At 72.5% G+C, this 22,701-nt stretch carries 22 protein-coding genes; 10 read left to right on the forward strand and 12 right to left on the reverse strand.

What is annotated here, in order from left to right; translation table 11 throughout:
* Window position 1: 1 nt before the first annotated feature.
* Window positions 2-937: an FkbM family methyltransferase gene (locus IAI59_RS00525; RefSeq protein WP_207417649.1), complete on the reverse strand. Its 936-nt coding sequence runs from the start codon at window positions 935-937 to the stop codon at window positions 2-4.
* A 259-nt stretch (window positions 938-1,196) separates the two neighbouring features.
* Here IAI59_RS00525 and IAI59_RS00530 point away from each other — a divergent pair, with 259 nt between their 5' ends.
* On the forward strand, window positions 1,197-2,786 hold the full coding sequence (locus IAI59_RS00530) for a hypothetical protein (RefSeq protein ID WP_207417651.1): 1,590 nt from the start codon (window positions 1,197-1,199) through the stop codon (window positions 2,784-2,786).
* A 19-nt stretch (window positions 2,787-2,805) separates the two neighbouring features.
* Here IAI59_RS00530 and IAI59_RS00535 read toward each other — a convergent pair whose 3' ends face one another.
* From IAI59_RS00535 to IAI59_RS00545, 3 genes are all read right to left on the reverse strand, one after another.
* Window positions 2,806-3,780: a quinone oxidoreductase family protein gene (locus tag IAI59_RS00535; protein WP_207417653.1), complete on the reverse strand. Its 975-nt coding sequence runs from the start codon at window positions 3,778-3,780 to the stop codon at window positions 2,806-2,808.
* Entirely contained in the window at window positions 3,777-4,247 is a 471-nt protein-coding gene (locus tag IAI59_RS00540) for a methylated-DNA--[protein]-cysteine S-methyltransferase (protein ID WP_207417654.1), read from the reverse strand. Before IAI59_RS00540 ends, IAI59_RS00535 begins: the two co-directional genes overlap by 4 nt.
* A 206-nt stretch (window positions 4,248-4,453) precedes the next feature.
* Complete coding sequence (locus IAI59_RS00545) at window positions 4,454-6,037, reverse strand: ABC transporter substrate-binding protein (RefSeq protein ID WP_207417655.1); 1,584 nt, start codon at window positions 6,035-6,037, stop codon at window positions 4,454-4,456.
* A 207-nt stretch (window positions 6,038-6,244) separates the two neighbouring features.
* Between IAI59_RS00545 and mutS the strand changes: the two genes are divergently transcribed.
* The 3 genes from mutS (at window position 6,245) to IAI59_RS00560 (ending at window position 10,647) form a co-directional block, all read left to right on the forward strand.
* A complete protein-coding gene (gene mutS / locus IAI59_RS00550; protein ID WP_237180740.1) occupies window positions 6,245-8,920 on the forward strand; it encodes a DNA mismatch repair protein MutS in 2,676 nt (891 codons plus the stop codon).
* A 255-nt stretch (window positions 8,921-9,175) separates the two neighbouring features.
* The gene (locus IAI59_RS00555) at window positions 9,176-10,375 is read left to right on the forward strand and encodes a hypothetical protein (RefSeq protein ID WP_207417656.1); all 1,200 of its coding nucleotides are present in this window, start codon (window positions 9,176-9,178) and stop codon (window positions 10,373-10,375) included.
* 125 nt (window positions 10,376-10,500) lie between these two features.
* Entirely contained in the window at window positions 10,501-10,647 is a 147-nt protein-coding gene (locus IAI59_RS00560; RefSeq protein ID WP_207417657.1) for a peptide chain release factor 1, read from the forward strand.
* Between the two features lie 6 nt (window positions 10,648-10,653).
* On the opposite strand, the gene IAI59_RS00565 is transcribed toward IAI59_RS00560, so the two are convergent.
* Genes IAI59_RS00565 through IAI59_RS00595 form a run of 7 tightly spaced genes read right to left on the reverse strand, consistent with a single transcriptional unit; the run spans window position 10,654 to window position 16,150 of the window.
* Window positions 10,654-11,397: a TlyA family RNA methyltransferase gene (locus tag IAI59_RS00565; RefSeq protein WP_207417658.1), complete on the reverse strand. Its 744-nt coding sequence runs from the start codon at window positions 11,395-11,397 to the stop codon at window positions 10,654-10,656.
* Window positions 11,398-11,413: 16 nt separating this feature from the next.
* Window positions 11,414-11,701 (reverse strand): hypothetical protein, encoded by a 288-nt coding sequence (locus tag IAI59_RS00570; protein WP_207417659.1) that lies wholly within the window; start codon window positions 11,699-11,701, stop codon window positions 11,414-11,416.
* A 10-nt stretch (window positions 11,702-11,711) separates the two neighbouring features.
* Window positions 11,712-13,655 carry a 1-deoxy-D-xylulose-5-phosphate synthase gene (gene dxs, locus IAI59_RS00575; protein WP_207417661.1) on the reverse strand — a complete coding sequence of 648 codons (1,944 nt, stop codon included), beginning with the start codon at window positions 13,653-13,655 and terminating at the stop codon, window positions 11,712-11,714.
* A 4-nt stretch (window positions 13,656-13,659) separates the two neighbouring features.
* Window positions 13,660-14,574: a polyprenyl synthetase family protein gene (locus IAI59_RS00580; protein ID WP_207417664.1), complete on the reverse strand. Its 915-nt coding sequence runs from the start codon at window positions 14,572-14,574 to the stop codon at window positions 13,660-13,662.
* Window positions 14,571-14,897, reverse strand: a complete 327-nt coding sequence (locus IAI59_RS00585; RefSeq protein WP_237180741.1) for an exodeoxyribonuclease VII small subunit — start codon at window positions 14,895-14,897, stop codon at window positions 14,571-14,573. The genes IAI59_RS00580 and IAI59_RS00585 overlap by 4 nt, the downstream gene beginning before the upstream one ends.
* 49 nt (window positions 14,898-14,946) lie before the next feature.
* Entirely contained in the window at window positions 14,947-15,882 is a 936-nt protein-coding gene (locus IAI59_RS00590) for a histone deacetylase family protein (protein WP_207417666.1), read from the reverse strand.
* Between the two features lie 25 nt (window positions 15,883-15,907).
* Complete coding sequence (locus IAI59_RS00595) at window positions 15,908-16,150, reverse strand: sulfurtransferase TusA family protein (RefSeq protein ID WP_207417668.1); 243 nt, start codon at window positions 16,148-16,150, stop codon at window positions 15,908-15,910.
* Window positions 16,151-16,341: 191 nt separating this feature from the next.
* Here IAI59_RS00595 and IAI59_RS00600 point away from each other — a divergent pair, with 191 nt between their 5' ends.
* The 5 genes from IAI59_RS00600 to IAI59_RS00620 all read left to right on the forward strand — a co-directional run bounded on the left by IAI59_RS00600 (window position 16,342) and on the right by IAI59_RS00620 (window position 20,981).
* The gene (locus IAI59_RS00600; RefSeq protein WP_207417669.1) at window positions 16,342-17,262 is read left to right on the forward strand and encodes an ROK family protein; all 921 of its coding nucleotides are present in this window, start codon (window positions 16,342-16,344) and stop codon (window positions 17,260-17,262) included.
* A gap of 81 nt (window positions 17,263-17,343) precedes the next feature.
* Window positions 17,344-17,982: a glutathione S-transferase family protein gene (locus IAI59_RS00605; RefSeq protein WP_207417670.1), complete on the forward strand. Its 639-nt coding sequence runs from the start codon at window positions 17,344-17,346 to the stop codon at window positions 17,980-17,982.
* A 57-nt stretch (window positions 17,983-18,039) separates the two neighbouring features.
* On the forward strand, window positions 18,040-19,290 hold the full coding sequence (locus IAI59_RS00610; protein WP_207417671.1) for a DNA polymerase IV: 1,251 nt from the start codon (window positions 18,040-18,042) through the stop codon (window positions 19,288-19,290).
* Between the two features lie 123 nt (window positions 19,291-19,413).
* Window positions 19,414-20,613 carry an MFS transporter gene (locus tag IAI59_RS00615; RefSeq protein ID WP_207417672.1) on the forward strand — a complete coding sequence of 400 codons (1,200 nt, stop codon included), beginning with the start codon at window positions 19,414-19,416 and terminating at the stop codon, window positions 20,611-20,613.
* A 71-nt stretch (window positions 20,614-20,684) separates the two neighbouring features.
* Window positions 20,685-20,981: a chorismate mutase gene (locus IAI59_RS00620; RefSeq protein WP_207417673.1), complete on the forward strand. Its 297-nt coding sequence runs from the start codon at window positions 20,685-20,687 to the stop codon at window positions 20,979-20,981.
* A 172-nt stretch (window positions 20,982-21,153) separates the two neighbouring features.
* On the opposite strand, the gene IAI59_RS00625 is transcribed toward IAI59_RS00620, so the two are convergent.
* Window positions 21,154-21,912: an HpcH/HpaI aldolase family protein gene (locus tag IAI59_RS00625; protein ID WP_207417674.1), complete on the reverse strand. Its 759-nt coding sequence runs from the start codon at window positions 21,910-21,912 to the stop codon at window positions 21,154-21,156.
* A 47-nt stretch (window positions 21,913-21,959) separates the two neighbouring features.
* Between IAI59_RS00625 and IAI59_RS00630 the strand changes: the two genes are divergently transcribed.
* Window positions 21,960-22,700: a DUF1028 domain-containing protein gene (locus IAI59_RS00630; RefSeq protein ID WP_237180742.1), complete on the forward strand. Its 741-nt coding sequence runs from the start codon at window positions 21,960-21,962 to the stop codon at window positions 22,698-22,700.
* Window position 22,701 lies beyond the last annotated feature (1 nt).

Genomic DNA, 22,701 nt, shown 5'->3' on the forward strand with positions numbered 1-22,701 from the left:
CTCAGACCGGTGCTTCGCGTGCCACCAGGATGTTCATCAGCCCGTCCGTCTGGCTGGCCAGATTGTCCCAGCTGATGGGCGTCAGCTTGCTTTGCCCGTCGATCAGCCATGCGGACAGGCCGAGGCCCTGGAGCTGCGACACCACCTCCGGCGCGCCGACGCCGGCGCTGGCCATCATGCGCGGGGCGAATTCCAGCATCATGCGGACATTGGGCGAGCGGGCCAGCAGCTTGCTCATGCCGCGCAGCGCTTTGCCCTCGTAGCCTTCCACGTCCATCTTGATGACGTCGATCGTGAAGGACGGGTCCGGGAACATCTGGTCCAGCACGGCCATCTTGACGCTCACCGTCTCGGCCTTGCCCTGCCCGGCGCCGCTGCGGATGTTGCCGCCGCCGGACATGTCGGGGTTGAAGGTCAGCATGGCCTCGCCCGGCGTGTCGCCCACCGCGACCTGATGCAGCTTCGCCCAGGTATAGCCGTTGGTGCGCAGCGACGCGGTGGCCAGCCCGGCCAGGTGCGGGTTCGGCTCGAAGGCCTCGACCCGTCCGGTGGGGCCGGTCAGGCGGGCGGCGTGCAGGGCGTAGAAGGCGTGGTTGGCGCCCACGTCGAACACCGTGTGGCCGGGCTTCACCAATTGCTCGAAGACCTTCAGGTAGTTGCTTTCCCACCGCCCGAAGGTGAGCAGGTGGACGCCGATGTCGCGGCTGCGGGTGTCCACATAAACGCGCTGGCCGGTTTCCAGAAAGGTCAGGGCGGTGTTGTCGCCCAGATAGATCGACTGCGCGTGCAGCATGCGATTGGTGCGGCTGGCGAAAAAGGAGGTGATCTCTTCCAGGCGCTTGCTGATCTGGTCGAGCTTGGCGCCGAGCCGCTGCTCGACCAAGTCGATCCTGCTTTCCAACGCGCTGATTCGGGCCGCCGGATCCTGATCGGTCATCGCGATTTCCTTGTGGTAATCACGTTCTAGCGAGGGCGGATTTTTTCCGCAACGGTGCGCAGGACCGGAGGATGCCGCAGGGCGGCAAGAACAAATCGTTCCATGGTCATAACTTGCTGCACCGGCGGGCAGGCTGGCGGGCCGAAGATTCTCGACAAGTGTTGCATCGGCTGCACTTCTGTTTGCAGTGCGAACAGGATATCCTGAAAACGATCATGTGAGCAGCACTACAAACATCTTGACACGTGGAGTTCGGTTGATGCCGGCGTTGAAGGTCACCTATCTCACTCTCCCGCATCAAAGCGAGAACATGCTGCTCAATGTGGGCGACCGGGTGATCTACATGGGCGTGCGCAACATCATGCGCTGCGCCCTGGGGCCGCACGAGGAAACCGTGCGCTTCATGACCGACAAGGAGCCGTTCCCGGACGACACGGACATCCTGGTGGTGTGCGGCACGCCGCAGATCTTCGAAGGGCGGCAGATCACCCGCAACATGGAGCGTATCCTGGAGGCGGCATCCAGCAACGCGCCCGTCAAGATCAACATCGGTGCCGGATCGTTCTACTTCGACGCCTTTGACGGCGACCGCCACCAACTGGATGCCGAGTTCGCCAAGCGCGTCAGCCACACCGCCACGGGCAAGGCCTACGCGCAATATGCCGGCTTCGACCTCTGCACCTGCCGCGACTTCGGCGCCGCCGCCGCGCTGCGCGGTGCCGGGGTGGATGTCGTGCCCCTGCCCTGCCCCGGCTTCTTTTCCGCGATCTTCCAGTCCCGCCCGCTGTTCCGCCGCACCGAGCAGGTGGTGTCCGTGCTGAACGGCACGGCGAGCTTCTGGAACCGGGTGGATGGCGACGCGCATGACTTCTTCCGCCGGCTGCACGACAGCGACCCGACCCGCATCTTCCTGGCGCATGACGAACAGGATTGCACGATGCTGGCCGACCTCGGCATCCCCTACGTCACCTTCGACGACGCGGATGCGCTGATCAGCTTTCTGGCCGCCTCGGAGCGGCTGCTGTCGCTGCGCGTGCACGGTGCCCTGCCGGCCTGGACGCTGGGGCTCGACGTCACGTTGCTCGGGATCGACCGCCGCGCCCTGCTTGGCGACGACTTCGAGGCGCAGTTCCGCGTGATCGCCCTGCGCACGGAAGCAGATTTCCGCCGCGCCGGTTCGCTGCCCACCCTGGCCGGCCCGCAGCAGGGCGACGCGGCGCGCCGGCAATGGCTGCGGCACCACCTGGGGCTTTACGTGGAGAACATCCGCCGGGTGGTGTCGGACAAGCTGGGCCGGCCGCTGCCGGACGGCGTGCCGCTGCATGCCGGCGGCGAGCCGGAGCCGCATGTGCCGGCGATCACCGTGCCGGCCGGGCGGTATTTCAGCGAGTTCTTCTACAGCGACCGCAGCAGCTTCCCGATCCGCATGGACAAGCTGATCAGCGGGCACCGGCATGAGGTGGTCGGCGGCACCCTGGTGGTGACGCAGACGACCGGCATGAACACGCTGGCCTTCGGCCCCTATATCCTGGTGCCCAAGGGCAGCTGGCTGCTGACCGCCAAGTTGCGGCTGGAAGCTGCGCCCGGGCAGGACGCGGCCGGGCTGGAAGGCTCCAGGCTGGTGGTCCAGGTGCTGAAGGGGGTGCCGGGGCGCGTTCTGGCGCGCGAAACCCTGGACCTGCAGGGCCCCGGGCTGCTCCAGTCCCAGACGGTGGCCATGCGCTTCGAGAACGAAAGCGACACCGGCGTGCTGGAAACCGTGTTCAGCAGCGCCAAGCCGCTGCCGGAAGGCACGCGGCTCATCATCGAGCAGCTGCAGCTCACGGTGCAGCTGACCGTGCCAGCCTGAGGCCGGCACGGCGCAGGCCTCAGGGAATGAACACCGAGCTGCCGGTGGTGCGGCGGCCTTCCAGCGCGCGGTGCGCCTCGGCCGCGTCCTTCAGCGCGAAGGTCTGGTTGATGCGGATCTGCACGGCGCCGGACTGCACGGCGGCGAACAGGTCGGCCGCCGTGGCTTCCAGGTCCTCCGTGCGCGCAGTGTAGGTGGCCAGCGTCGGGCGCGTCAGGAACAGCGAGCCCTTGGCGGCCAGGATGCCGATGTCCACCGGCGGCACGGGGCCGGACGCGTTGCCGTAGGACACCATGGTGCCGAAGGGCGCCAGGCAGTCCAGCGAATCCATGAAGGTGTCGCGGCCGACGCTGTCATAGACCACCGGCAGCATGGCCCCGCCCGTGATCTCCTTGACCCGGGCGGGGATGTTGTCGCGCCCGGCGATCAGCACGTGCTCGGCGCCGTTTTCCTGCGCGAGCTGCGCCTTTTCCTCCGTGGACACGGTGCCGATCACGGTGCAGCCCAGGGCGCGCGCCCACTGGCACAGGATCAGCCCCACGCCGCCGGCCGCCGCGTGCACCAGGATGGTCTGCCCCGCCTGCACGGGAAAGGTGCGGCGCAGCAGGTACTGCGCGGTCATGCCCTGCAGCATCATGGCCGCGCCCGTCTCGAAGCCGATGGCCTCGGGCAGCTTGACCAGGCGGTCGGCCTTGACGGTGCGCGCCTCGGCATAGGCGCCAAGGCCCATGGCATAGGCCACGCGGTCACCCGGCTGCAGGCCGGTCACGTCGCTGCCCACGGCTTCCACCACGCCGGCGCCTTCCATGCCCAGCGTCACCGGCAGCTGCGGCACCTTGTACAGGCCGGTGCGGAAATACACGTCGATGTAGTTCAGCCCCACCGCCTTGTGGCGCACCAGCACCTCGTCCGGCTTGGGGGTGGGCAGCGGCACCTCTTCCCACACCATGGCCTCGGGGCCGCCATGGGCATGGATGCGGATCGCATGGTTCATGGGAAGGATCCTTGGGCGCGCATGAAGCGCCGTTCGAGGTCGAGCAGGAAGCGCTTGGTGGCCGGCCCTTCGCCACCGGAATAGCCACCGAGCGTGCCGCCCGCCCCCACCACGCGATGGCAGGGGATGATGATGGGAATCGGGTTGGCGCCGTTGGCGCCCCCCACCGCCCGCGCGGCGGTGCCAAGCTCGCGCGCCAAGTCGCCGTAGCCGCGCGTCTCGCCCGGCGGGATGGCCCGCAAGGCCGCCCAGACCCGCTGCCGGAAGGCCGAGCCGAAGGGCGCCAGCGGCAGGTCGAAGGTCGCGCGGCGGGCGTCGAAGTAGTCCTGCAGCTGGTCGGCCGCCTCGCGCAGCGCGGGCGTTTCCTGCTGGTCGCGGCCACGGCCCCAGTCCAGCGCGACGATGGCGCCGTCCTCTTCCGACACCGTGAGCGGACCGAGGGGCGAGAGAAGGGAAAGCTGCGGCATGTCGTGCGATGGGTTCCAGGGACGGGATTCGACACGCCGGGCAGGCGGCGTCAAGCATCGATGCTGCGGCGGGGGCGCGGGCGGCCCCGCGCCGGCCCGGAACCGGGGCGCCATCCGTTCCCCCCCGGTCCCTGCTGGCCGGTCCCTGCTGGCCGGTGCTTGGCGTGGCGGGGCGGGTGCCGGCGGCACCCGCCCCGCCGGCGCCGTCACGCCCGCCGCACGCCCCAGGGATAGGGCGCGGTGCCGTCGACAATGCCGGTGATGTCACGGCGAAAGGCGGTGCGCAGCGTGAACTGGCCGAGCGGCACGGTGGCCACCTCCTCCATTCCCAGGCGGCCGAGCTCCATCGCGGCCTTTTTCTGCCCGGCCTCGTCCGGGGCGTAGAGCCATTCCTGGGTCAGCGCCTCGGCGCGGTCGCTTTTCCACCAGCCGAACCAGCCGGCCTCACCCTGGCCGCGGATCAGCGGCGACATCGCCGGGCTGCCGTAGAAGCCGGCCGGGCCGGTGGTGTGGAACACGCTCCAGCCGCCCTTGTCGGTGGCTTCCTTGGAGGCGCGACGCTGGATCACGGTGCCCCAGTCGCTTTCCGCCAGCTCCACGTTCATGCCGGCGCGCTTCAGCGCGTCCGCCGTCACCTGGCCCAGCGGGCCGATGTCGGGGAAGTCGGTGGGGTTGATGATCACCACCTTCTGGTTGCCGTAGCCGGCTTCCTTGAGCATGGCGCGGGCGCGGCCCACGTCGCCCGGCATCAGGTCGGAATTGTCCGCGTAATAGGGGGTGTTCTTGGGCCAGATGCTGGGCACCGTGCTCCACAGCGAGGTGTCGTCGCCCTGCGCGGCGCGCATGTAATCCTCCTGCACCACGGCGGCCAGCGCGGCGCGGCGGATGCGCACGTCCTTGAATGGCTCCTGCAGGCAGTTCAGCCGGGCCAGCGCGGTGCGGCCGGCCTTGTCCGTCACCGCGCGGGTGATGTCGCGCGAGCGGGCGAGGATCGGCTGCAGGTCGGCCAGCGGGCGCTCCCACCAGTCGATCTCGCCGTTCACCAGCGCGGCGGCGGCGGTCGAGGGGTCGGTGATGATCTGCCACTCGATGCGCTGGAAATGCGCCACCTTGCCGCCGGACGCGTAATCCGGCGGCTCGTCGCGCGGCACGTAGCCGGCGAACTTCTCGTACACCGCGCGGCTGCCCGAGTTGAACTGGTCGGCCAGAAAGCGGTAGGGGCCGGAGCCCACCATCTCCGTCACCGCCTTGCCCGGGTCGGTGGCGGCCAGCCGCGCCGGCATGATGAAGGGGGCCGAGCCGTCGGACTTGGCCAGCGCCGTGGACACCAGCGGAAAGGCGCGGTCCAGCCGGATCTCGAAGGTGCGGTCGTCCACCACCGTCCAGTCGCGCGCCACGGCGGCCAGCAACTGCCCGAAGGCGTCGCGCACCGCCCAGCGCTTCAGGCTGGCCACGCAGTCCTCGGCCCGCACGGGGGTGTCGTCGTGGAACCGGAGGCCGGGGCGCAGGCGGATGCGCCACAGCTTGCCGTCTTCCAGCACCTCGTGCCCTTCGGCCATCTGCGGCCGCGGCTGGCCGGCGGCGTTCAGCGCGTAGAGCGTGTCGAACACGTAGTAGCCGTGGTTGCCGGTGACCGTGGCGGTGGTCCAGATCGGGTCCAGTGCCGCCAGGTTGGCCTGCGGCACGAAGCGCAGCGTGGAGGCGCGGCTGTTCTGGCCGACGGCCGGCATGGCGAGGCCGGACAGCAGCGGCGCCGCGGCGGCGGCCTTCAGCAGGGAACGTCTTTGCATGGGGGGAATGGGCCTTCCTGTGCCGTGGCGCCGTGCGCCGGGTGCGTGCGGGGAGTCTTGGCCGCGCAGCGGGGTTCCGGCAAGGGCGGCGTGCCGCCGGGTTCCGGCCCTGGCGGGCAAAGGGCGCGGGCCCGGGGACAGGGACTTCGCCCGCCGCCCCGCGTTTCGGTGATTTCGCGCCGGGCGGCGATGCTCTAGGACTGCGCCATGCTCCATCCCCGCCCCATTCCCCGCATGCCGGAAGGCGGGGCCGTGCCCGCGTCCCGCACCGCCGAGGGCGCCACGCCCGCCATGGCGCAATGGTTCGCCGCCCGCGCGCAGCATCCGGGCGCGCTGGTGTTCTTCCGCATGGGCGACTTCTTTGAGTTGTTTTTCGAGGACGCGCACCAGGCGGCCGGGCTGCTCGGCCTCGCGGTGTCGCACCGCGGCGAGCACCGGGGCGAGCCGATCCCCATGGCCGGCGTGCCGGCGCATGCCCTGGAAGGCTACCTCGCCCGGCTGATCCGCGCCGGGCTGCGCGTGGCCATCTGCGACCAGCGGGAAACGCCCGAGCAGGCCAAGGCCCGCCGCGCGCCGACCATCCGGCGCGAGGTGGTGCGGCTGGTGACGCCCGGCACCGTGACGGAGGACGCGCTGCTGGACGGCGCCCGCCCCGCCTGGCTGCTGGCGCTGTGCCCTGGCGACGGCGCCGTGGGCGCCGCCTGGGCCGACCTGTCCACCGGCGCCTTCCGCACCGAGCTGCTGCCGGAAACCGAGATGGCGGCGCTGCTGGCGCGGCTGGAGCCGGCCGAGCTGCTGCTGCCCGAGGCGCTGGAAGCCCACCCCGCGCTGGCGCCCTGGGCCGCGCTGGCCACCCTGGCCGACACGCCGCGCGACGCCGGGCGCGCCTTGGCCGGGTTCTTCGGCGTCAACACGCTGGATGGCTTCGGCAGCTTCGCGCCCGCCGAGCTGGCGGCCGGCGCCATGGCGCTGCACTACCTGCGCGCCACGCAGGGCGAGGCCGCGCCCCGCCTGCGCCCGCCCGAGCCCGCCGGCGGCGGCAGCACCCTGCGAATGGACGCCGCCACCCGCCGCAGCCTGGAGATCCTGCGCTCCGAGCGCGGCGACACGCGCAACTGCCTGCTGACCGCGGTGGACCGCACCCTGACCGGCGCGGGCGCGCGGGAGCTGGCGTCGCGCCTGTCCTGCCCGCTGGCGGAGCTGGCGCCGGTCGCCGCGCGGCACGACGCGGTGGCGGCGCTGCTGGCCGACGCGCCGGCGCGGGCCACGGTGCGGGCCGCCTTGAAGGGGGCGCCGGACATGGCGCGCGCCCTGGCCCGGCTGTCGCTGGACCGCTTCGCGCCGCGCGACCTGGCCGCGCTGCGCGACGGGCTGGCGCGCGCCGAGCGGATCGCCGAGGGGCTGCGCGACCGCGGCCTGCCGCCGCTGCTGGCCGAGGCGCTGCTGGCCCTGGTGCCCGAGGCCTCGCCCCGCCCGGAACTGGACCGCGCCCTGGCCGAAACCCTGCCCGCCCGGGTGGAGGACGGCGGCACCGTCGCCCCCGGCTATGACGGCGAGCTGGACGCGCTGCGCCGGCTGCGCGACGACGGGCGCTCGGCCATCGCGGCCTTGCAGCTGGACCTCGCCCAGGCCTGGGGCGTGGCCAGCCTGAAGATCCGCCACCACCAGCAGTTCGGCTATCTGGCCGAGATGCCGGCGGCGGCCGGCGAGAAGCTGCTGCGCGCCCCGCCCGCCCCCGGCCCCATGGCACCGGTGCACCGGCAAACCATGGCCAACGCCATCCGCTTCACCTGCGCGGCGCTGGCCGAGCTGGACCGCAAGCTGGCCGAGGCCGGGCAGCAGGCGAGCAAGCGCGAGGCGCTGGTGGTGCGCCACCTGCGCGACCTGTGCCTGCGGGCCGGCTTTGGCATCGATGCCAGCGCCGCCGCCATGGCGGAGTTCGACATCCACGCCGCCAGCGCGGAGCTGGCCGCCGGCCAGCGCTGGTGCCGGCCGGACATGACGGAGCGCGCCGAGTTCTGCATCATCCAGGGCCGCCACCCGGTGGTGGAGGCGGCGCTCGGCCGCGACCGCGCCAGGGCGGCCGCCTTTGTGCCCAACGACGCAGACCTGTCCCCCGGCCGGCGGCTGTGCCTGCTGACCGGCCCCAACATGGCCGGCAAGTCCACCTTTCTGCGGCAGAACGCCATCATGGCGGTACTGGCCCAGGCGGGGCTGTTCGTGCCGGCCCAGCGCGCCGTGATCGGGCTGGTGGACCGGCTGTTTTCCCGCGTCGGCGCCGCGGACGACATCGCCGGCGGCCGTTCCACCTTCATGGTGGAGATGACGGAAACGGCGGCCATCCTGAACCAGGCCACCGCCCGCTCGCTGGTGGTGCTGGACGAGGTGGGGCGCGGCACCGCCACCTGGGACGGGCTGGCCATCGGCTGGGCGGTGCTGGAAGCGCTGCACGACCGCATCCGCTGCCGCGCCGTCTTCGCCACGCATTTCCATGAGCTGTGCGCGCTGACCGGCAAGCTGCCGGAGCTTGCGCCCGCCACCATGAAGGTGCGCGAGCACCGGGGCGAGGTGGTGTTCCTGCACCAGGTCGCCCCCGGTGCCTCGGAACGCTCCTGGGGCCTGCATGTCGCCAAGCTGGCCGGCGTGCCGCGCGAGGTGGTGGCGCGCGCCACCGCCGTGCTGGCCGCGCTGGAGGAACGCGCGCGCGGCCTCGACCCGCTGGCGGGCGAGATGCCGCTGTTCGCCCGCGCGGTGCCCGTGGCCACCGCCGAGGAAGCCGGGGAAGACCCGCTGCGGGCGGCGCTGGCGGCGATCGACCCGGATACGTTGACGCCGCGCGGGGCGCTGGAAGCGCTGTACCGGCTCAAGGGCCTGGAAGGGTGAACGGGCGGGGCGGGGCGGATCGCCAGGAAGTTGAAATGCCGGGCGCCCCAAGCACCGCATGGTCCGGAACCAGAACAGAAAACCCGGGCATCTCGCAAATTCTTTCGCGGGCTTTTCCTTGCTTTCCGTGCGAGTCGCGCGTTTCAGCCCCCCGCCCCCGCTTGATTTCCGCTGTTGCGCACACAACCGGCGCCGCCGCTTTGACGTTGAGGCCCTGACACAAATAGGCTGGCCCGTCCTGCCAGGGAGAACCCGATGTCGCTTGCCGAGTCCGCCGCTGAGCCGGCTACCCTTGCCTGGCAGGCCTTTCTGGGACTGGCGGGCGAGGACGCCTGGACGCAGCGCATCGCCGACCTCGGGCTCAAGGCCAAGCCGCATTCCTGGCGCGGGCGCGCGGCGCAGCAGCGGCACGCGCTGGAGCTGATCCTGGCGCGGCTGTCCCGCCCCGGCGCCAAGCCGCCGGCACCGGCGGAACGCCTGGCGCTCAACATGATGCAGGAAGCCGTCTGGCTGTCCGACACCCTGCCCGAGGAACCCCGTGCCCGGCTGCGCGCCGAACTGCTGCGCGGCCTGACCGGCGAGGCGACGCTGATCCCGCTGTTCCACCTGCTGCGGCAGGCGGCGCGGCAGCGGGCGCGTGGCTTTCAGGTGCATTTCAGCGGGCTGAGCGACGGCACGCCGTTCGACCTGTTGCTGCGGCGGGACGGGGTGGAGGCGGAGCTGTCCTGCGAAACCATCTCGGCCGAGGAAGGCCGGCCCGTGCCGCGCCAGGACTGGTGCGCCCTGATGGACGGCATCAACCCCGACCTGCAGACCTGGCTGGCGGCCCATCCCGGCCGCTACCTGCTGAAGATGACCCTTCCCGAGGGCATCCACGGCCCGGAACAGCTGTCCGGGCTGCAGCGGCGCATCTCATCGCTGCTGGCGGCGCAGCGGCGGCAGGACAGCTCGGCCGATGCCGTGCTGAAGCTGGACCCGCTGGTGCTGGCGGGCGCGCAGATGTCCGGCCTGCCGCACCAGCTGCGGGCGCAGTTCGGCCCCGACGCGCATCTGGCCGTGACCGGCGACCCGAACGGCGGCAGCGTGTTCGTGCTGGCGGCGCGCGCCGGGCAGCGCAACGCGGTGGCGGAGGCCGCCGTGCGGCGCCTAGCGGTGGCCGCGGGCAGCCGGCTGACCGGCACCCGCCCCGGCATCCTGGCGGTGCTGCTGGACGACATCGACCGCAACGAATGGCGGGTGCTGCGCGAATCGCTGGAGCTGGAGGGCGTGGTGCGGCGCTTCTTCACCACCCCCGAAGCCAAGCGGCTGGTCGCCGCCGGCTTCACCACGCGGCTGGAGATGTTCGGCGTGCAGCCACCCGATGCCGCCGGCGAGGGCGAGCTGCGGTTCCGCAATTCCGGCCATCCGGACGCCGCCAGCACGGCGCTGCGGCCGGCCATCGCCTCGGGCGGCTGACGCTCGCCTCTTCGTGATGGCCGAATGGCGGCTGTGTCACGAAATCGTCGCGGTGCCAGACAACCTCGGGCGGCTTACGGTGTTGTTACACCACCCTGCAACGCGTTTCCCGAGGCTGGAGCCCGATGTCCGAGCGTGAGATGGAAGCCAAGCTGGTGGAGCTGGATCGCCTGCTGAACGACCCCGAGGTGCGGATGGACCCGCATCGCGTGTGGTTGCTGCTGCAGGAGATCTCGGGCGCCAACGGCACGGCGCAGCCGATCGCCGCCTGACGCGGGCTACGCCGCGCCCTTGCGCGCGGCGATCAGGAACTCCCGGTTGCCTTCCGGCCCCAGGATCGGGCTGGGCTCGATGCCCAGGACGGTCCAGTCCGGCAGCCCGCCCCACCAAGCTTGCACCGTGTCGCACACCGCCTGATGCACGGCGGGGTCGCGCACCACGCCGCCCTTGCCCACCTTGTCCGGCCCGGCCTCGAACTGCGGCTTGATCAGCGCCACGGCCCAGGCACCGGGCGCCGCCAGCTCCAGCGCCGCCGGCAGCACGGTGGCCAGCCCAATGAAGCTGGCATCGCAGACCACGATGCCGGGAGCCTCCGGCACCCGCACCGCGGTCAGCCTGCGGGCGTTGCATTTTTCCAGCACCACCACCCGCGCGTCGCTGCGCAGCTTCCAGGCCAACTGGCCGTGGCCGACATCGACGGCGTAGACCCTGCTCGCGCCACGCGTCAGCAGCACGTCGGTGAAGCCGCCGGTGGAAGCGCCCACATCCACGGCGACCCGCCCGTCCGGCGACAGCGCGAAATGGTCCAGCGCGTGGCTCAGCTTCATGCCGCCGCGCGACACCCAGGGGTGTTCCTGGCCCTTGACCTCCAGCGGCATGTCGTCGGGCACCGGCTGGCCGGGCTTGTCCACCCGCCGGGTGTCGGAAAACACCTTGCCGGCCATGATCAGCGCCTGGGCGCGCGAGCGGGTTTCCACCAGCCCGCGCTCGACCAGCGCCTGGTCGGCGCGCAGCTTGGGCATCAGCGCGGGGCCGGGGTCAATGCAGCCGCGACCGGGCGGGCGCGCGGGGCGCGGGCCCGTCCTCCCAGCCGGGGAAGCCATCCTCGAAGGCGGCCTCGTCCAGCTCGGCATCCCAGATGCGCCAGCCGTCGGGCCAGTCGGCGAAGCCTTCCTTGTCGGCCCGCGCGTCGCGCGCCGCCTCGGCCAGCCGGCGGGTGGAGAAGATGCCGACGCGCAGGCCGTTCACCTCGTCCCAGTCCACGTCCTCGTCATCGGCCTCGGCACCCAGCTGGTAGTGCCACAGCTCGAAGATGATCATGCTCATGCCGCCATCCTCACGCCCGGGCGGGGGCCGCCGCCGCTGCGCCGGGGCCCATGGCCGCCAGCACCTGCGCCACGATGGCCCGCGCCGACAGCCCCGCCGTCTCATACTGCGCCTTGGGGGTGTCGTGGTCGAGAAAGGCGTCCGGCAGGCACATGGGGCGGAACTTCAGCCCGCTGTCGAAGGCGCCGCCCATGGCCAGGTGCTGCATGACCAGGGCGCCGAAGCCGCAGACGGAGCCTTCCTCCAGCGTCACCATCACCTCGTGGTGGCGGGCCAGCTGGTCGACCAGCGCGGTGTCCAGCGGCTTGGCGAAGCGCGCGTCGGCCACCGTGCAGGACAGGCCCAGCGCCGCCAGTTCCTCGGCCGCCGCCAGGCATTCACGCAGCCGGGTGCCGTAGGACAGCAGCGCCACGGCCGAGCCTTCCCGCAGCACGCGGCCGCGGCCGATCTCCACCGGCGTGCCACGCGCCGGCACCGGCTCCAGGCCGAAGCCCTCGCCGCGCGGAAAGCGGAAGGCGATGGGGCCGTCGTCGAAGGCGGCGGCGGTGGCCACCATGTGGGCCAGCTCCGCCTCGTCCGACGGCGCCATCAGCACCATGTCGGGGATGCAGCCGAGATAGGCGATGTCAAAGGCGCCGGCATGGGTGGCGCCGTCCGCCCCCACCAGCCCGGCGCGGTCCATGGCGAAGCGCACGGGCAGCTTCTGCAGCGCCACGTCGTGCACCACCTGGTCGTAGGCCCGCTGCAGAAAGGTGGAATAGATGGCGACAAAGGGCTTGATGCCCTCGGTCGCCAGCCCGGCGGCGAAGGTGACGGCGTGCTGCTCGGCGATGCCGACATCGAAGGTGCGGCGGGGAAAGCGCTTGCCAAAGGCGTCCAGCCCCGTGCCGGACGGCATGGCGGCGGTGACGGCGACGATGCGCTCGTCCTGCTCGGCTTCCGCGATCAGGGCCTTGGCGAAGGTGGCGGTGTAGGTGGGCGGGCCCGGCGGCGCCTTGTTCTGCGCGCCGGTGACGACGTTGAACTTGCTGACCGCGTGGTACTTGTCGGGCGCGGCCTCCGCCGGCGGGTAGCCCTTGCCCTTCTGGGTCACCACGTGCAGCAGCACCGGCGGGCCGGTGTCGGCATCGCGCAGGTTACGCAGCAGCGGCAGCAGGTGGTCCAGGTTGTGGCCGTCGATCGGGCCCACGTAGTAGAAGCCCATCTCCTCGAACAACGTGCCGCCCGTCAGCATGCCGCGCGCGAACTCGTCGGCGCGGCGCGCCACGCGCTCCAGCGGCGCCGGAAAGCGGCGGGCGACCTTGGCCATCACCTCGCGCAGCGACAGGAAGGGGCGGGACGAGATCAGCCGCGACAGATAGGCCGACATGGCGCCGACCGGCGGCGCGATGGACATGTCGTTGTCGTTCAGCACCACGATCAGGCGCGAGCGCATGGCGCCCGCGTTGTTCATCGCCTCATAGGCCATGCCGGCGCTCATGGAGCCGTCGCCGATCACGGAGATGACGCTCTGCTCGTTGCGCTTGCCCCCCGGGCGCAGCAGGTCGCGCGCCACGGCCATGCCCAGGCCGGCGGAGATGGAGGTGGAGGAATGCGCGGCGCCGAAGGGGTCGTATTCGCTTTCGCTGCGCCGGGTGAAGCCGGACAGGCCGCCGGGCTGGCGCAGCGTGTGGATGCGGTCTCTACGGCCCGTCAGGATCTTGTGCGGGTAGGCCTGGTGGCCGACATCCCAGATCAGCTTGTCGCGGGGCGTGTCGAACACCGCGTGGATGGCCACCGTCAGCTCCACCACGCCGAGCGACGCGCCGAGGTGCCCGCCGGTCTGGCTGACGGCGTGCACCGTCTCGGCCCGCAGCTCCGCCGCCACCTGCTTGAGCTGGTCGGCGGAAAAATTCTTCAGGTCGGCCGGAATGCGGATGCGGTCCAGCAGCGGCGTGTGCGGGGCGGGGTTCACGGAATCAGGACCTCCGGGCGATGGTGTAGTCGGCCAGCATCCGCAGGAGATCGGCACGCTCCCCGAAGCTGTCCAGGTGCTCGCGCGCCTGGGCGGCCAGCCGCTCGGCCTGGGCGCGGGCGCGGTCCAGCCCCAGCAGCCCGACCAGCGTCGCCTTGCCGGCGGCGGCGTCTTTGCCGGTGGCCTTGCCGGTTTCCTCGGCCGTGGCGGTGGCGTCCAGCACGTCGTCCGAGATCTGAAAGGCCGCGCCGAGGTCGCGGCCATAGGCGCAGAGCGCGTGGCGCTGCTGAGCCGCGGCCTTGCCCAGGATGGCGCCCGCCTCGGCCGCGAACTCGATCAGCTTGCCGGTCTTGAGCAGTTGCAGCCGGCCGATGGAGGCCTCCGTCGGCTCCTCGGTGCCCTGCTCGGCCAGCATGTCCAGCATCTGGCCGCCGCACATGCCGCGCGGGCCGGACGCGATGGCGAGGCGCCGCAGCAGCTCCACCCGCACGCCGGAATCGGAATGGGTGTCCTCGTCCGCCAGCACCGCGAAGGCGTGGGCCTGCAGCGCGTCGCCGGCCAGAATGGCGGTGGCTTCGTCAAAGGCCAGGTGGGTGGTGGGCTTGCCGCGGCGCAACGCGTCGTTGTCCATGGCCGGCAGGTCGTCATGCACCAGGGAATAGGCGTGCAGCATCTCCACGGCGGCGGCCACCCGCAGGGCGCTGGCCCGCGCCACGCCGAAGGGCTTGGCGCCTTCCAGCACCAGAAAGCCGCGCAGCCGCTTGCCGCCGCCGAGCGTGGCGTAGCGCATGGCCGCCGCCAGCTTGGCTTCCGGCCCTTCCTCGGGCGGCAGCACCGCGTCCAGCGTGTCCTCGATCTCGGCCGCCGCCTCGCGCAGCGCCTCGGCCAGCGTGGGTGCGGCCTGGCGGGCGCTGGTCATGCCATGTCCCGCAGGCTGCCGGCTTGCGCGCCGTTCGCCACGATCGCCTGCACCTTCTGCTCGGCCTCGGCCAACTTGGCCTCGCAGTGGCGGCGCAGCGCGGCGCCGCGCTCGTAGTCGGCGATGGCTTCCTCCAGCTTGGCGGAGCCGCCTTCCAGCTTGCGCACGATGCCGTCCAGCTCCGCCAGCGCCGCCTCGAAGGACAGCGCGCTCACGTCGTTGGGGTCGGCTTTCGCCGCGCGGGCCGCCGGGCGGCCGGGGGCGGCGCTGGTGGACAGGGCCGGCGCGTCCTCAAACGGGGTCTGCGAGGGCGTCTCGGGCATGGCGGAAACCTCAGTGATCAGGGGCGCCGCCCCGGGGGGCAGCGGGCGCTCAGGCCATCAGCGCGCGCAGATGCACCGCGGCGCAGCTGGCCAAAGCGGACAGATCATAGCCGCCCTCGAGCAGCGAGACGACCCGGCCCCGCGCATGGCGGCCGGCCAGGTGGCAGATTTCATCCGTCAGCCACGCGAAGTCGGCTTCCCGCACCCGCAGCTGGGCCAGGGGGTCGCGCGCATGGGCGTCGAACCCGGCGGACACCACGATCAGCTCCGGCGCGAAACGCTCCACCGCCGGCAGCAGGTGCTCGGCCCAGGCGGCGCGAAAGGCGGCACCGTCGGCGCCCGGCGGCAGGGTGGCGTTGAACACGTTGCCCGCCCCCGTCTCGGCTTCCGCCCCCGTGCCGGGGTAGCAAGGCGACTGGTGGCTGGAGGCGAACAGGATGGACGGGTCGTCCCACACCATGGCCTGGGTGCCGTTGCCGTGGTGCACGTCGAAATCCAGGATCGCCACGCGTGCCAGGCCGTGCGCCGCCTGGGCGTGCCGCGCCGCCACCACGGCGTTGCCAAAAAAGCAGAAGCCCATGGCGCGCTCCGGCTCGGCATGGTGGCCGGGCGGGCGGGTGGCGCAAAAGGCGCGCAGCACGGCGCCCGGGCCGCACACCGCGTCCACCGCCGCCACGGCGGCGCCGGCGGCGCGCAGCGCGGCCCCGGCGCTGGCGTGGTTCATGCCGGTGTCGCCATCCACCGGCACAAAGCGGCCCGGCCCGGGGCGCACCGCCAGGATCGCCGCCACATGCGCGGGCGGATGCACGCGCAGCAACTGCGCCTCCGTCGCCTCGGGCGCCACGTCCCGCAGCAGGGGGGCGAATTCCTCGGCTTCCAGCGCGGACAGCACGGCGCGCAGCCGGTCGGGGCATTCCGGATGGTCGGGGAAGTTCTCGTGCGCCAGGCAGGCGTGATGCGTGAGCAGCAGCACCGGCCCGCTCATCCCGCGACGCCCATCCAGGGGGCGCTCACGGCGCGGGAGCATCCTCGCGCTTGCGCAGCGTGAAGCGGTAGGCGCCGGCGGCCTCAGAGAAGCTGACCAGCGCGTGGCCGGTTTCGCGGCAAAAGGCCTGAAAGTCGGCGACGGACGCGGGGTCGGAGGACAGCACGGTCAGCCGCGCGCCGGGCGCCATGGCGCGCAGCGCCTTGTTGGCCTTGAGCACCGGCAGGGGGCAGCGCAGGCCCTGGACGTCGAGCGTTGTTTCACTCATGCCGGGCAATGCATCACCAGGGGGCGCGGGAAGCAAGGTCGGGGAAAGGAATTCCCCCAAGCCCCCGTCTTTTTTCTGTCGGTCCGCCCGCCGCGAGCGAAGCCCGAACAGCACAAAAAGAAGCTGGGGGCCTGGGGGAATTCCGTTCCCCAACCTTCTCCCCCGCCCGCCACCCGCTATGATCCGCGCCCATGACCCTGCGCATCGGCATCGACCTCGGCGGCACCAAGACGGAGATCGTCGCCCTCGACCCCCGGGGCGAGGTGCGGCTGCGCCGGCGCGCCGCGACGCCCGCGGATTACGACGGCATCCTGGACCTGCTGGCCGGGCTGGTGAAGCAAACGGAGGCGGACCTGGACGCACCGGGCGCGGCGGAGGCCGCCGGGCCGGCGAGCGTTGGCGTCGGCATCCCCGGCAGCCTCAGCCCGGCCACGGGGCTGGTGCGCAACGCGAACACCCAGTGCCTGAACGGCCGGCGCCTGGATACCGACTTGGCGGCGCGGCTGGGGCGGCCGGTGCGCGTGTCCAACGACGCCAACTGCCTGGCGCTGAGCGAGGCGGCGGACGGCGCGGGCGCGGGCTTCGGCGTGGTCTTCGCGGTGATCCTGGGCACCGGCTGCGGCGGCGGCGTGGTGGTGGACGGGCGGCTGCTGGAAGGGCTGAACCGGGTGGGCGGCGAATGGGGCCACACCCCCCTGCCCTGGATGACGCCGGAGGAATTCCCCGGCCGGCGCTGCTGGTGCGGCCAGCGGGGCTGCCTGGAAACCTTCCTCTGCGGCCCGGCGCTCGCGGCCGACTGGAAGGGCGAGGGCGAGCGCAACGCCACCGGCATCCTGGCCGCAGCCGAGGGCGGCGACGCCGCGGCGGCGGCGGCGCTGGACCGCTTTTTTTCCCGGCTGGCGCGGGCGCTGGCGGGGGTGACCAACCTCCTGGACCCCGATGCCATCGTGCTGGGCGGCGGGCTGTCCAACATGGCGCCGCTGTACCAGCGGGTGCCGGCGCTGATGCAGCCGCTGATCTTCGGCGATGTGGGCCGCACCCGGCTGCTGGCGGCCCGGCACGGCGACAGCTCCGGCGTGTTCGGCGCCGCCCGGCTGTGGGACCGCGGGTAAGGCGCCGCCCCCACATTTCATTTTTGATTCGCAATTAATTGGGCTTCCGGGGCTGGCCGCCCCGGTGGCAGGATGCGGCGCATGACCCCGTACATCCTCTACGGCGACCGCCGCTCCGGCTCCTCCACCGTCGAGATGGCGCTGGCCGAGATCGGCGCCCCGGTGCAGCTGCACGACGTGCCGCTGGACGGCGACAACCAGCTGGCCGAGGCCTACCGCCGCATCAACCCGATGGGCCGGGTGCCGACCCTGCTGCTGCCGGACGGCACCGTCATGACGGAAAGCCTGGCCATCCTGCTGACGCTGGACGACCGCCACCCCGAGGCCGCCCTGCTGCCCCCCGCCGGCAGCAGCGACCGCGCCCGGGCGCTGCGCTGGATGGCGCTGGCCGCCGGCGAGTTCTACCCCCACGTCACCCGCAGCGATTACCCCGAGCGCTTCCACCCCGACCCCGCCCAGGCCCCCGCCATCCGCGCCCGCGCGCAGGAGATGGGGCGCGACATCTGGCGGCTGGTGGAGCGGGAAGCCAACCTCAGCCCCTTTGTGCTGGGCGAGCGCTTCAGCCTGGCGGACATCTACCTGTCCGCCCTGACCCGGTGGATGGAGGGCGATCGCTGGATTCCAGCGCATTGCCCGCGCCTGGAAGCGCTGGCCCAGGCGGTGGCCGTCCGCCCCAAGGCCGGCCCGGTGTGGCGCCGCCACTTCGCGCCCGCCGGCTGAGCCGGAGCGGAACATCTGTTCTCCCCACCGCCGGCGGCGTGCTAGACTGGCGGGGCCATGCCCACCCTGTGCCGAGACTGCCTGCGGCTGTCGGACCACCCCGCCCCGCGCTGCCCCGGCTGCGGAGGTCGGCGGCTGCTGCGGCACGCCGAGGTGGCCACCCTGTCCATCGCGCATATCGACTGCGACGCCTTTTTCGCCAGCGTCGAGAAGCGCGACCGGCCGGAGCTGCGCGCCAAGCCGCTGATCGTCGGCGGCGGCACGCGCGGGGTGGTGGCGGCCTGCTGCTACCTGGCGCGCATCCAGGGGGTGCGCTCGGCCATGCCCATGTTCAAGGCGCTGTCCCTGTGCCCGGACGCCGTGGTGGTGCGCCCCGAGATGAGCAAATACGCCGAGGCCGGCCACCGCATCCGCGCCATGATGCAGGAGCTGACGCCGCTGGTGCAGCCCATGTCGATCGACGAGGCGGTGGTGGACCTGTCCGGCACCGCCACCCTGCACAAGGCGCCGCCCGCCGCCGTGCTGGCCGGCCTCGCGCTGCGGGTGGAGCGGGAGGTGGGGGTGACCATCTCCGTGGGCCTCGCCCCCAACCGGCTGCTGGCCAAGCTGGCGGTGGAGCGCGACAAGCCGCGCGGCTTCGCGGTGATCGGCGCGGCGGAGGCCGCCGGGCTGCTGGCCACCGAGCCGGTGACGGTGCTGCCCGGCGTCGGCCCCGTGCTGGCCCGCCGGCTGGCGGCGCAGGGCTTTTCCACCCTGGGCCAGCTGCAGCGCCTGTCCCCGCGCGAGGCGGCGGAACGCTTTGGCGAGGACGGCCCCACCCTGGCCGCCCGCGCGCGCGGCGAGGACAGCCGCCCGGTGGACCCGCGCCGCGACACCAAGTCCATCAGCGCCGAAACCACCTTCGAGCATGACATCCGCGACCCGGCGGCGCTGGAGGTGCCATTGTGGCGGATGTGCGAGAAGCTGGGCCGGCGGCTGCGGGAAAAGGGCTTCGCCGCCGGCGGCGTGGTGCTGAAGCTCAAGACCGCCGACTTCGCGCTCCGCACCCGCCACGCCCGGCTGCCGGGGCACACGCGGCTGCCGGACACGTTGTTCGCCGCCGCCCGGCCGCTGCTGGCGCGCGAAGCCGACGGCACGGCCTTTCGGCTGATCGGCATCGGCGCGCAGCCGCTGGTGGATGGCGCCGGCGCCGACCGGGGCGACCTGCTGGATGCCGAGGCCCCGAAGCGTGCCGCCCGCTGGCAGGCGATCGAGGCGCTGCGGGCCCGCTTCGGCGAGGCGGCGGTGGTCAAGGGGCGCGGGCGGTAGCCTATCGCGGCGCGGCGCGGCCACGCCCGCCGCAACCCTGCCCCGCCCTCAGGCGCGGTGTGGCTGCGCCCGCGCTGCTTTAGCGTGTTGCGCCGCAGCACCGCCGGAGCCCCTGTTCCCCCCATGTCCGCATCCCTCGCCACCCCCACCCGCGCCATGCCCGGCTGGCTCACCCTGTTGCTGGCCGCCGCCTGCGGGCTGCTGGTCGCCAACCTGTATTATCCGCAGCCCCTGGCCGGGCCGATCAGCCAGTCGCTGGGGATGAGCGCCGGCGCCGCCGGGCTGATCGTCACGCTGGGGCAGGTCGGCTACGGACTCGGCCTGTTGCTGCTGGTGCCGCTGGCGGACCTGCTGGAAAACCGCCGGCTGGTGGTGGCCACCATCGCCGCCTGCGCCGTGGCCCTGGCCGTGGCCGCGCTCAGCACCAGCGCCCTGCCCTTTCTGCTGGCCGCCTTCGCCATCGGCGCCTGCACCGTGGCGGCGCAGATCCTGGTGCCCTATGCCGCGCACATGGCGCCCGAGGCCGCGCGTGGCCGCGTGGTGGGCAACGTGATGAGCGGCCTGCTGCTCGGCATCATGCTGGCGCGGCCGGCGGCCAGCCTGGTCGCCAGCTTCGCGGGCTGGCACGCCATCTTCTGGCTGTCGGCGGCGCTGATGGCGGGGCTGGCCGTGGCGCTGTGGCGGCTCCTGCCGCGGCGCCAGCCGGCGGCGACGCTGCGCTACGGCGCGCTGCTGGCCTCGCTCGCCGCCATCTGGCGCGGCCAGCCGGTGCTGCGCCAGCGCGCCATGGCGCATGCCGGCATGTTCGCCGGCTTCACGCTGTTCTGGACGGTGGTGCCGCTGCACCTGGCGGGCGAGCTGGGGCTGTCGCAGCTCGGCATCGCCGCCTTCGCGCTGGCCGCCGTGGCGGGCGCGGTGGTGGCGCCCTTCGCCGGGCGCCTGGCCGATGCCGGGCGGGCGCGGCCGGGGCTGGCGCGCGCCGGCCGCCTCGGGGCGCTGGGGCTGGGGGCGCTGTGCTTTCCCGTCGGCCTGCTGGGCCAGGGCCATGGGGCGATCGCCGCGCTGGTGGTGGCCGGCATCCTGCTGGACGCGGCGGTAACGGTGAACATGATCCTGTCGCAGCGCGACATCTTCGGGCTGGGCGATGCCATCCGGGGCCGGGTGAACGGGCTGTTCATCGCCACCTTCTTTCTGGGCGGCGCCTTCGGCTCGGCGCTGGGCAGCTGGGCCATGGTGCGGGGCGGCTGGCCGCTGGCCGCCTGGGCGGGGGCGGCGCTGCCGGCCGCCGGGCTGCTTTACGCCGCGACGCGCCGCGCGCGCTGAGGGGGTGCGCGGCGGGCGCCGCTGGCGTAGCCATGCAGGCACCGCCGAATCGTGCGTGAGGAGGACACCCCATGGCCGACCATTCCGACCCGCTGGCTGAACTGCGCGAGCTGCGCGGCAGCATCGACAACATCGACGCCGCGATGATCCACATGCTGGCCGAGCGTTTCCGCTGCACCCAGCGCGTCGGCGCGCTGAAGGCCCGCCACGCCCTGCCGCCGGCCGACCCGGAGCGGGAAAAGTCGCAGGTCGCGCGCCTGCGCGCGCTCGCCGAGACGGCGCGGCTGGACCCGCAGTTCGCGGAAAAATACCTCGCCTTCATTATCCGCGAGGTGATTCGGCATCACGAGGCGTTTCCGCGCGGGTAGCGGACAAGGTCAGGGGAATGAATTCCCCTGAAACCCCTTCTTTTTTTCTATCGGTTCTTCGGATGCGCCCGCGTGGCCCTTCTGCGGCCGGTCGCAGCTTGCCGCCTCTTTCAGACAGAAAAAAAGAAGTGGGGGTCCGGGGGAGAATTCATTCTCCCCCGGCTTCAGCAAGCTATTTGCGCATGATGGACACGTCGCGGATCGCGCCCAGGGCCACCAGGGCGCTGTCGTTGCTGGTGGTCACCAGCTTGAAGCCGCGGTCGACCATGGTGCGGGCGTATTCCGGCGTGCCGTTGTGGATGCCGCAGATCAGGCCGCGCTTTTTGGTTTCGGCCAGCAGGCGGTCGTAGATCGCCAGGATCTCCGGCTCGTCGCGGTCCAGCTTGGGCACCAGCCCGTGCGACAGGCCGAGGTCCGAGGGGCCCACGTAGATGCCGTCCAGCCCCGGCGTGTCCAGGATGGCGGTCAGGTTTTCCAGCGCCTGCTTGGTTTCGATCATCGCGATCACCGCCACGTCCTCGTTGGCGGTGGCGAAGTAGCCCGAGCCCTGGCCGTAGACCGCGGCGCGGATCGGGCCGAAGGAGCGCAGGCCGATGGGCGGGTAGCGGCAGGCATCGACCAGGGCCTTGGCCTCGGCGGCGGTGTTCACCATGGGGCAGATCACGCCCATGGCGCCGGCATCCAGCACCTTGCCGATGATGCCCGGCTCGTTCCACGGCACGCGCACCATGGGCACCACCGGGTGGGCCTGGATGGCCTGAAAGCAGGCCACCGTGGACATGTAGTCCTGCACGCCGTGCTGCATGTCCACGGTCAGCGCGTCGAAGCCGCCCTTGGCCATCATCTCGGCGGCAAAGGCCGAGGGGATGGACAGCCACCCGTTCACCACCGCGCGGCCTTGTTTCCACGCGTCCTTCACCGGATTCGGCATGTTGCTTCGACGTCCTCTGTGCTTGCCGGCGCTTGGGTCGCGACGGCTTGACCGGAACGCTAGGCCTGCCCCCCGGCAGCGTCAACGCGGCGGGCGGTTGCCGCGCGGCGGCGGCCGCCTATGCTGCGCGCATGACCTTCTCGCTCCTCGGCCACTGTTCCCGCACCGGGCAGTTCGGCGCCGCCTGCACCACCTCCTCCATCGGCATCGGCGCGCGGGTGCCGTTCCTGGCCGCGCGCCTGGGCGGCGTGCTGACGCAGCACCGCACCGACCCGCGCCTCGGCCCGCGCGGGGTGGAGCTGCTGCGCAGCGGCTGCACGGCGCAGGAGACCATCGACGCGCTGGTGGCTTCCACCCCCGACCACGGCTGGCGGCAGCTCGCCGCCATCGACGGCGCCGGGCGCACCGCGCATTTCCACGGCGCCCGCATGAAGCCCGCGCATGCCGAGGCGCATGGCCAGGGCTGCGTCGCCATCGGCAACATCATGGCCAGCGAGCGGGTGCCGCAGGCCATGGTCGATGCTTTTCTGGCGTCACCCGACGCGCCGCTGGCCGAGCGGCTGCTGCTGGCGCTGCAGGCGGGCGAGGATGCCGGCGGCGAGGGCCGCCCGCTGGTGTCGGCGGCGCTGCTGGTGGTGGCCGGGGAAAGCTTTCCCTTTGTGGACCTGCGCGCGGACCGCGACCCGGCGCCCATCGCGGCGCTGCGCGGCATGTGGGCGGACTACGCGCCGCTGGCGGAGGAATACGTGGCCCGCGCCGTGCGGCCGAACCAGGCGCGCGGCGGCTGAA

Source organism: Roseomonas haemaphysalidis (genome assembly GCF_017355405.1).
In the GTDB taxonomy this organism is placed as follows: Bacteria; Pseudomonadota; Alphaproteobacteria; order Acetobacterales; family Acetobacteraceae; genus Pseudoroseomonas; species Pseudoroseomonas haemaphysalidis.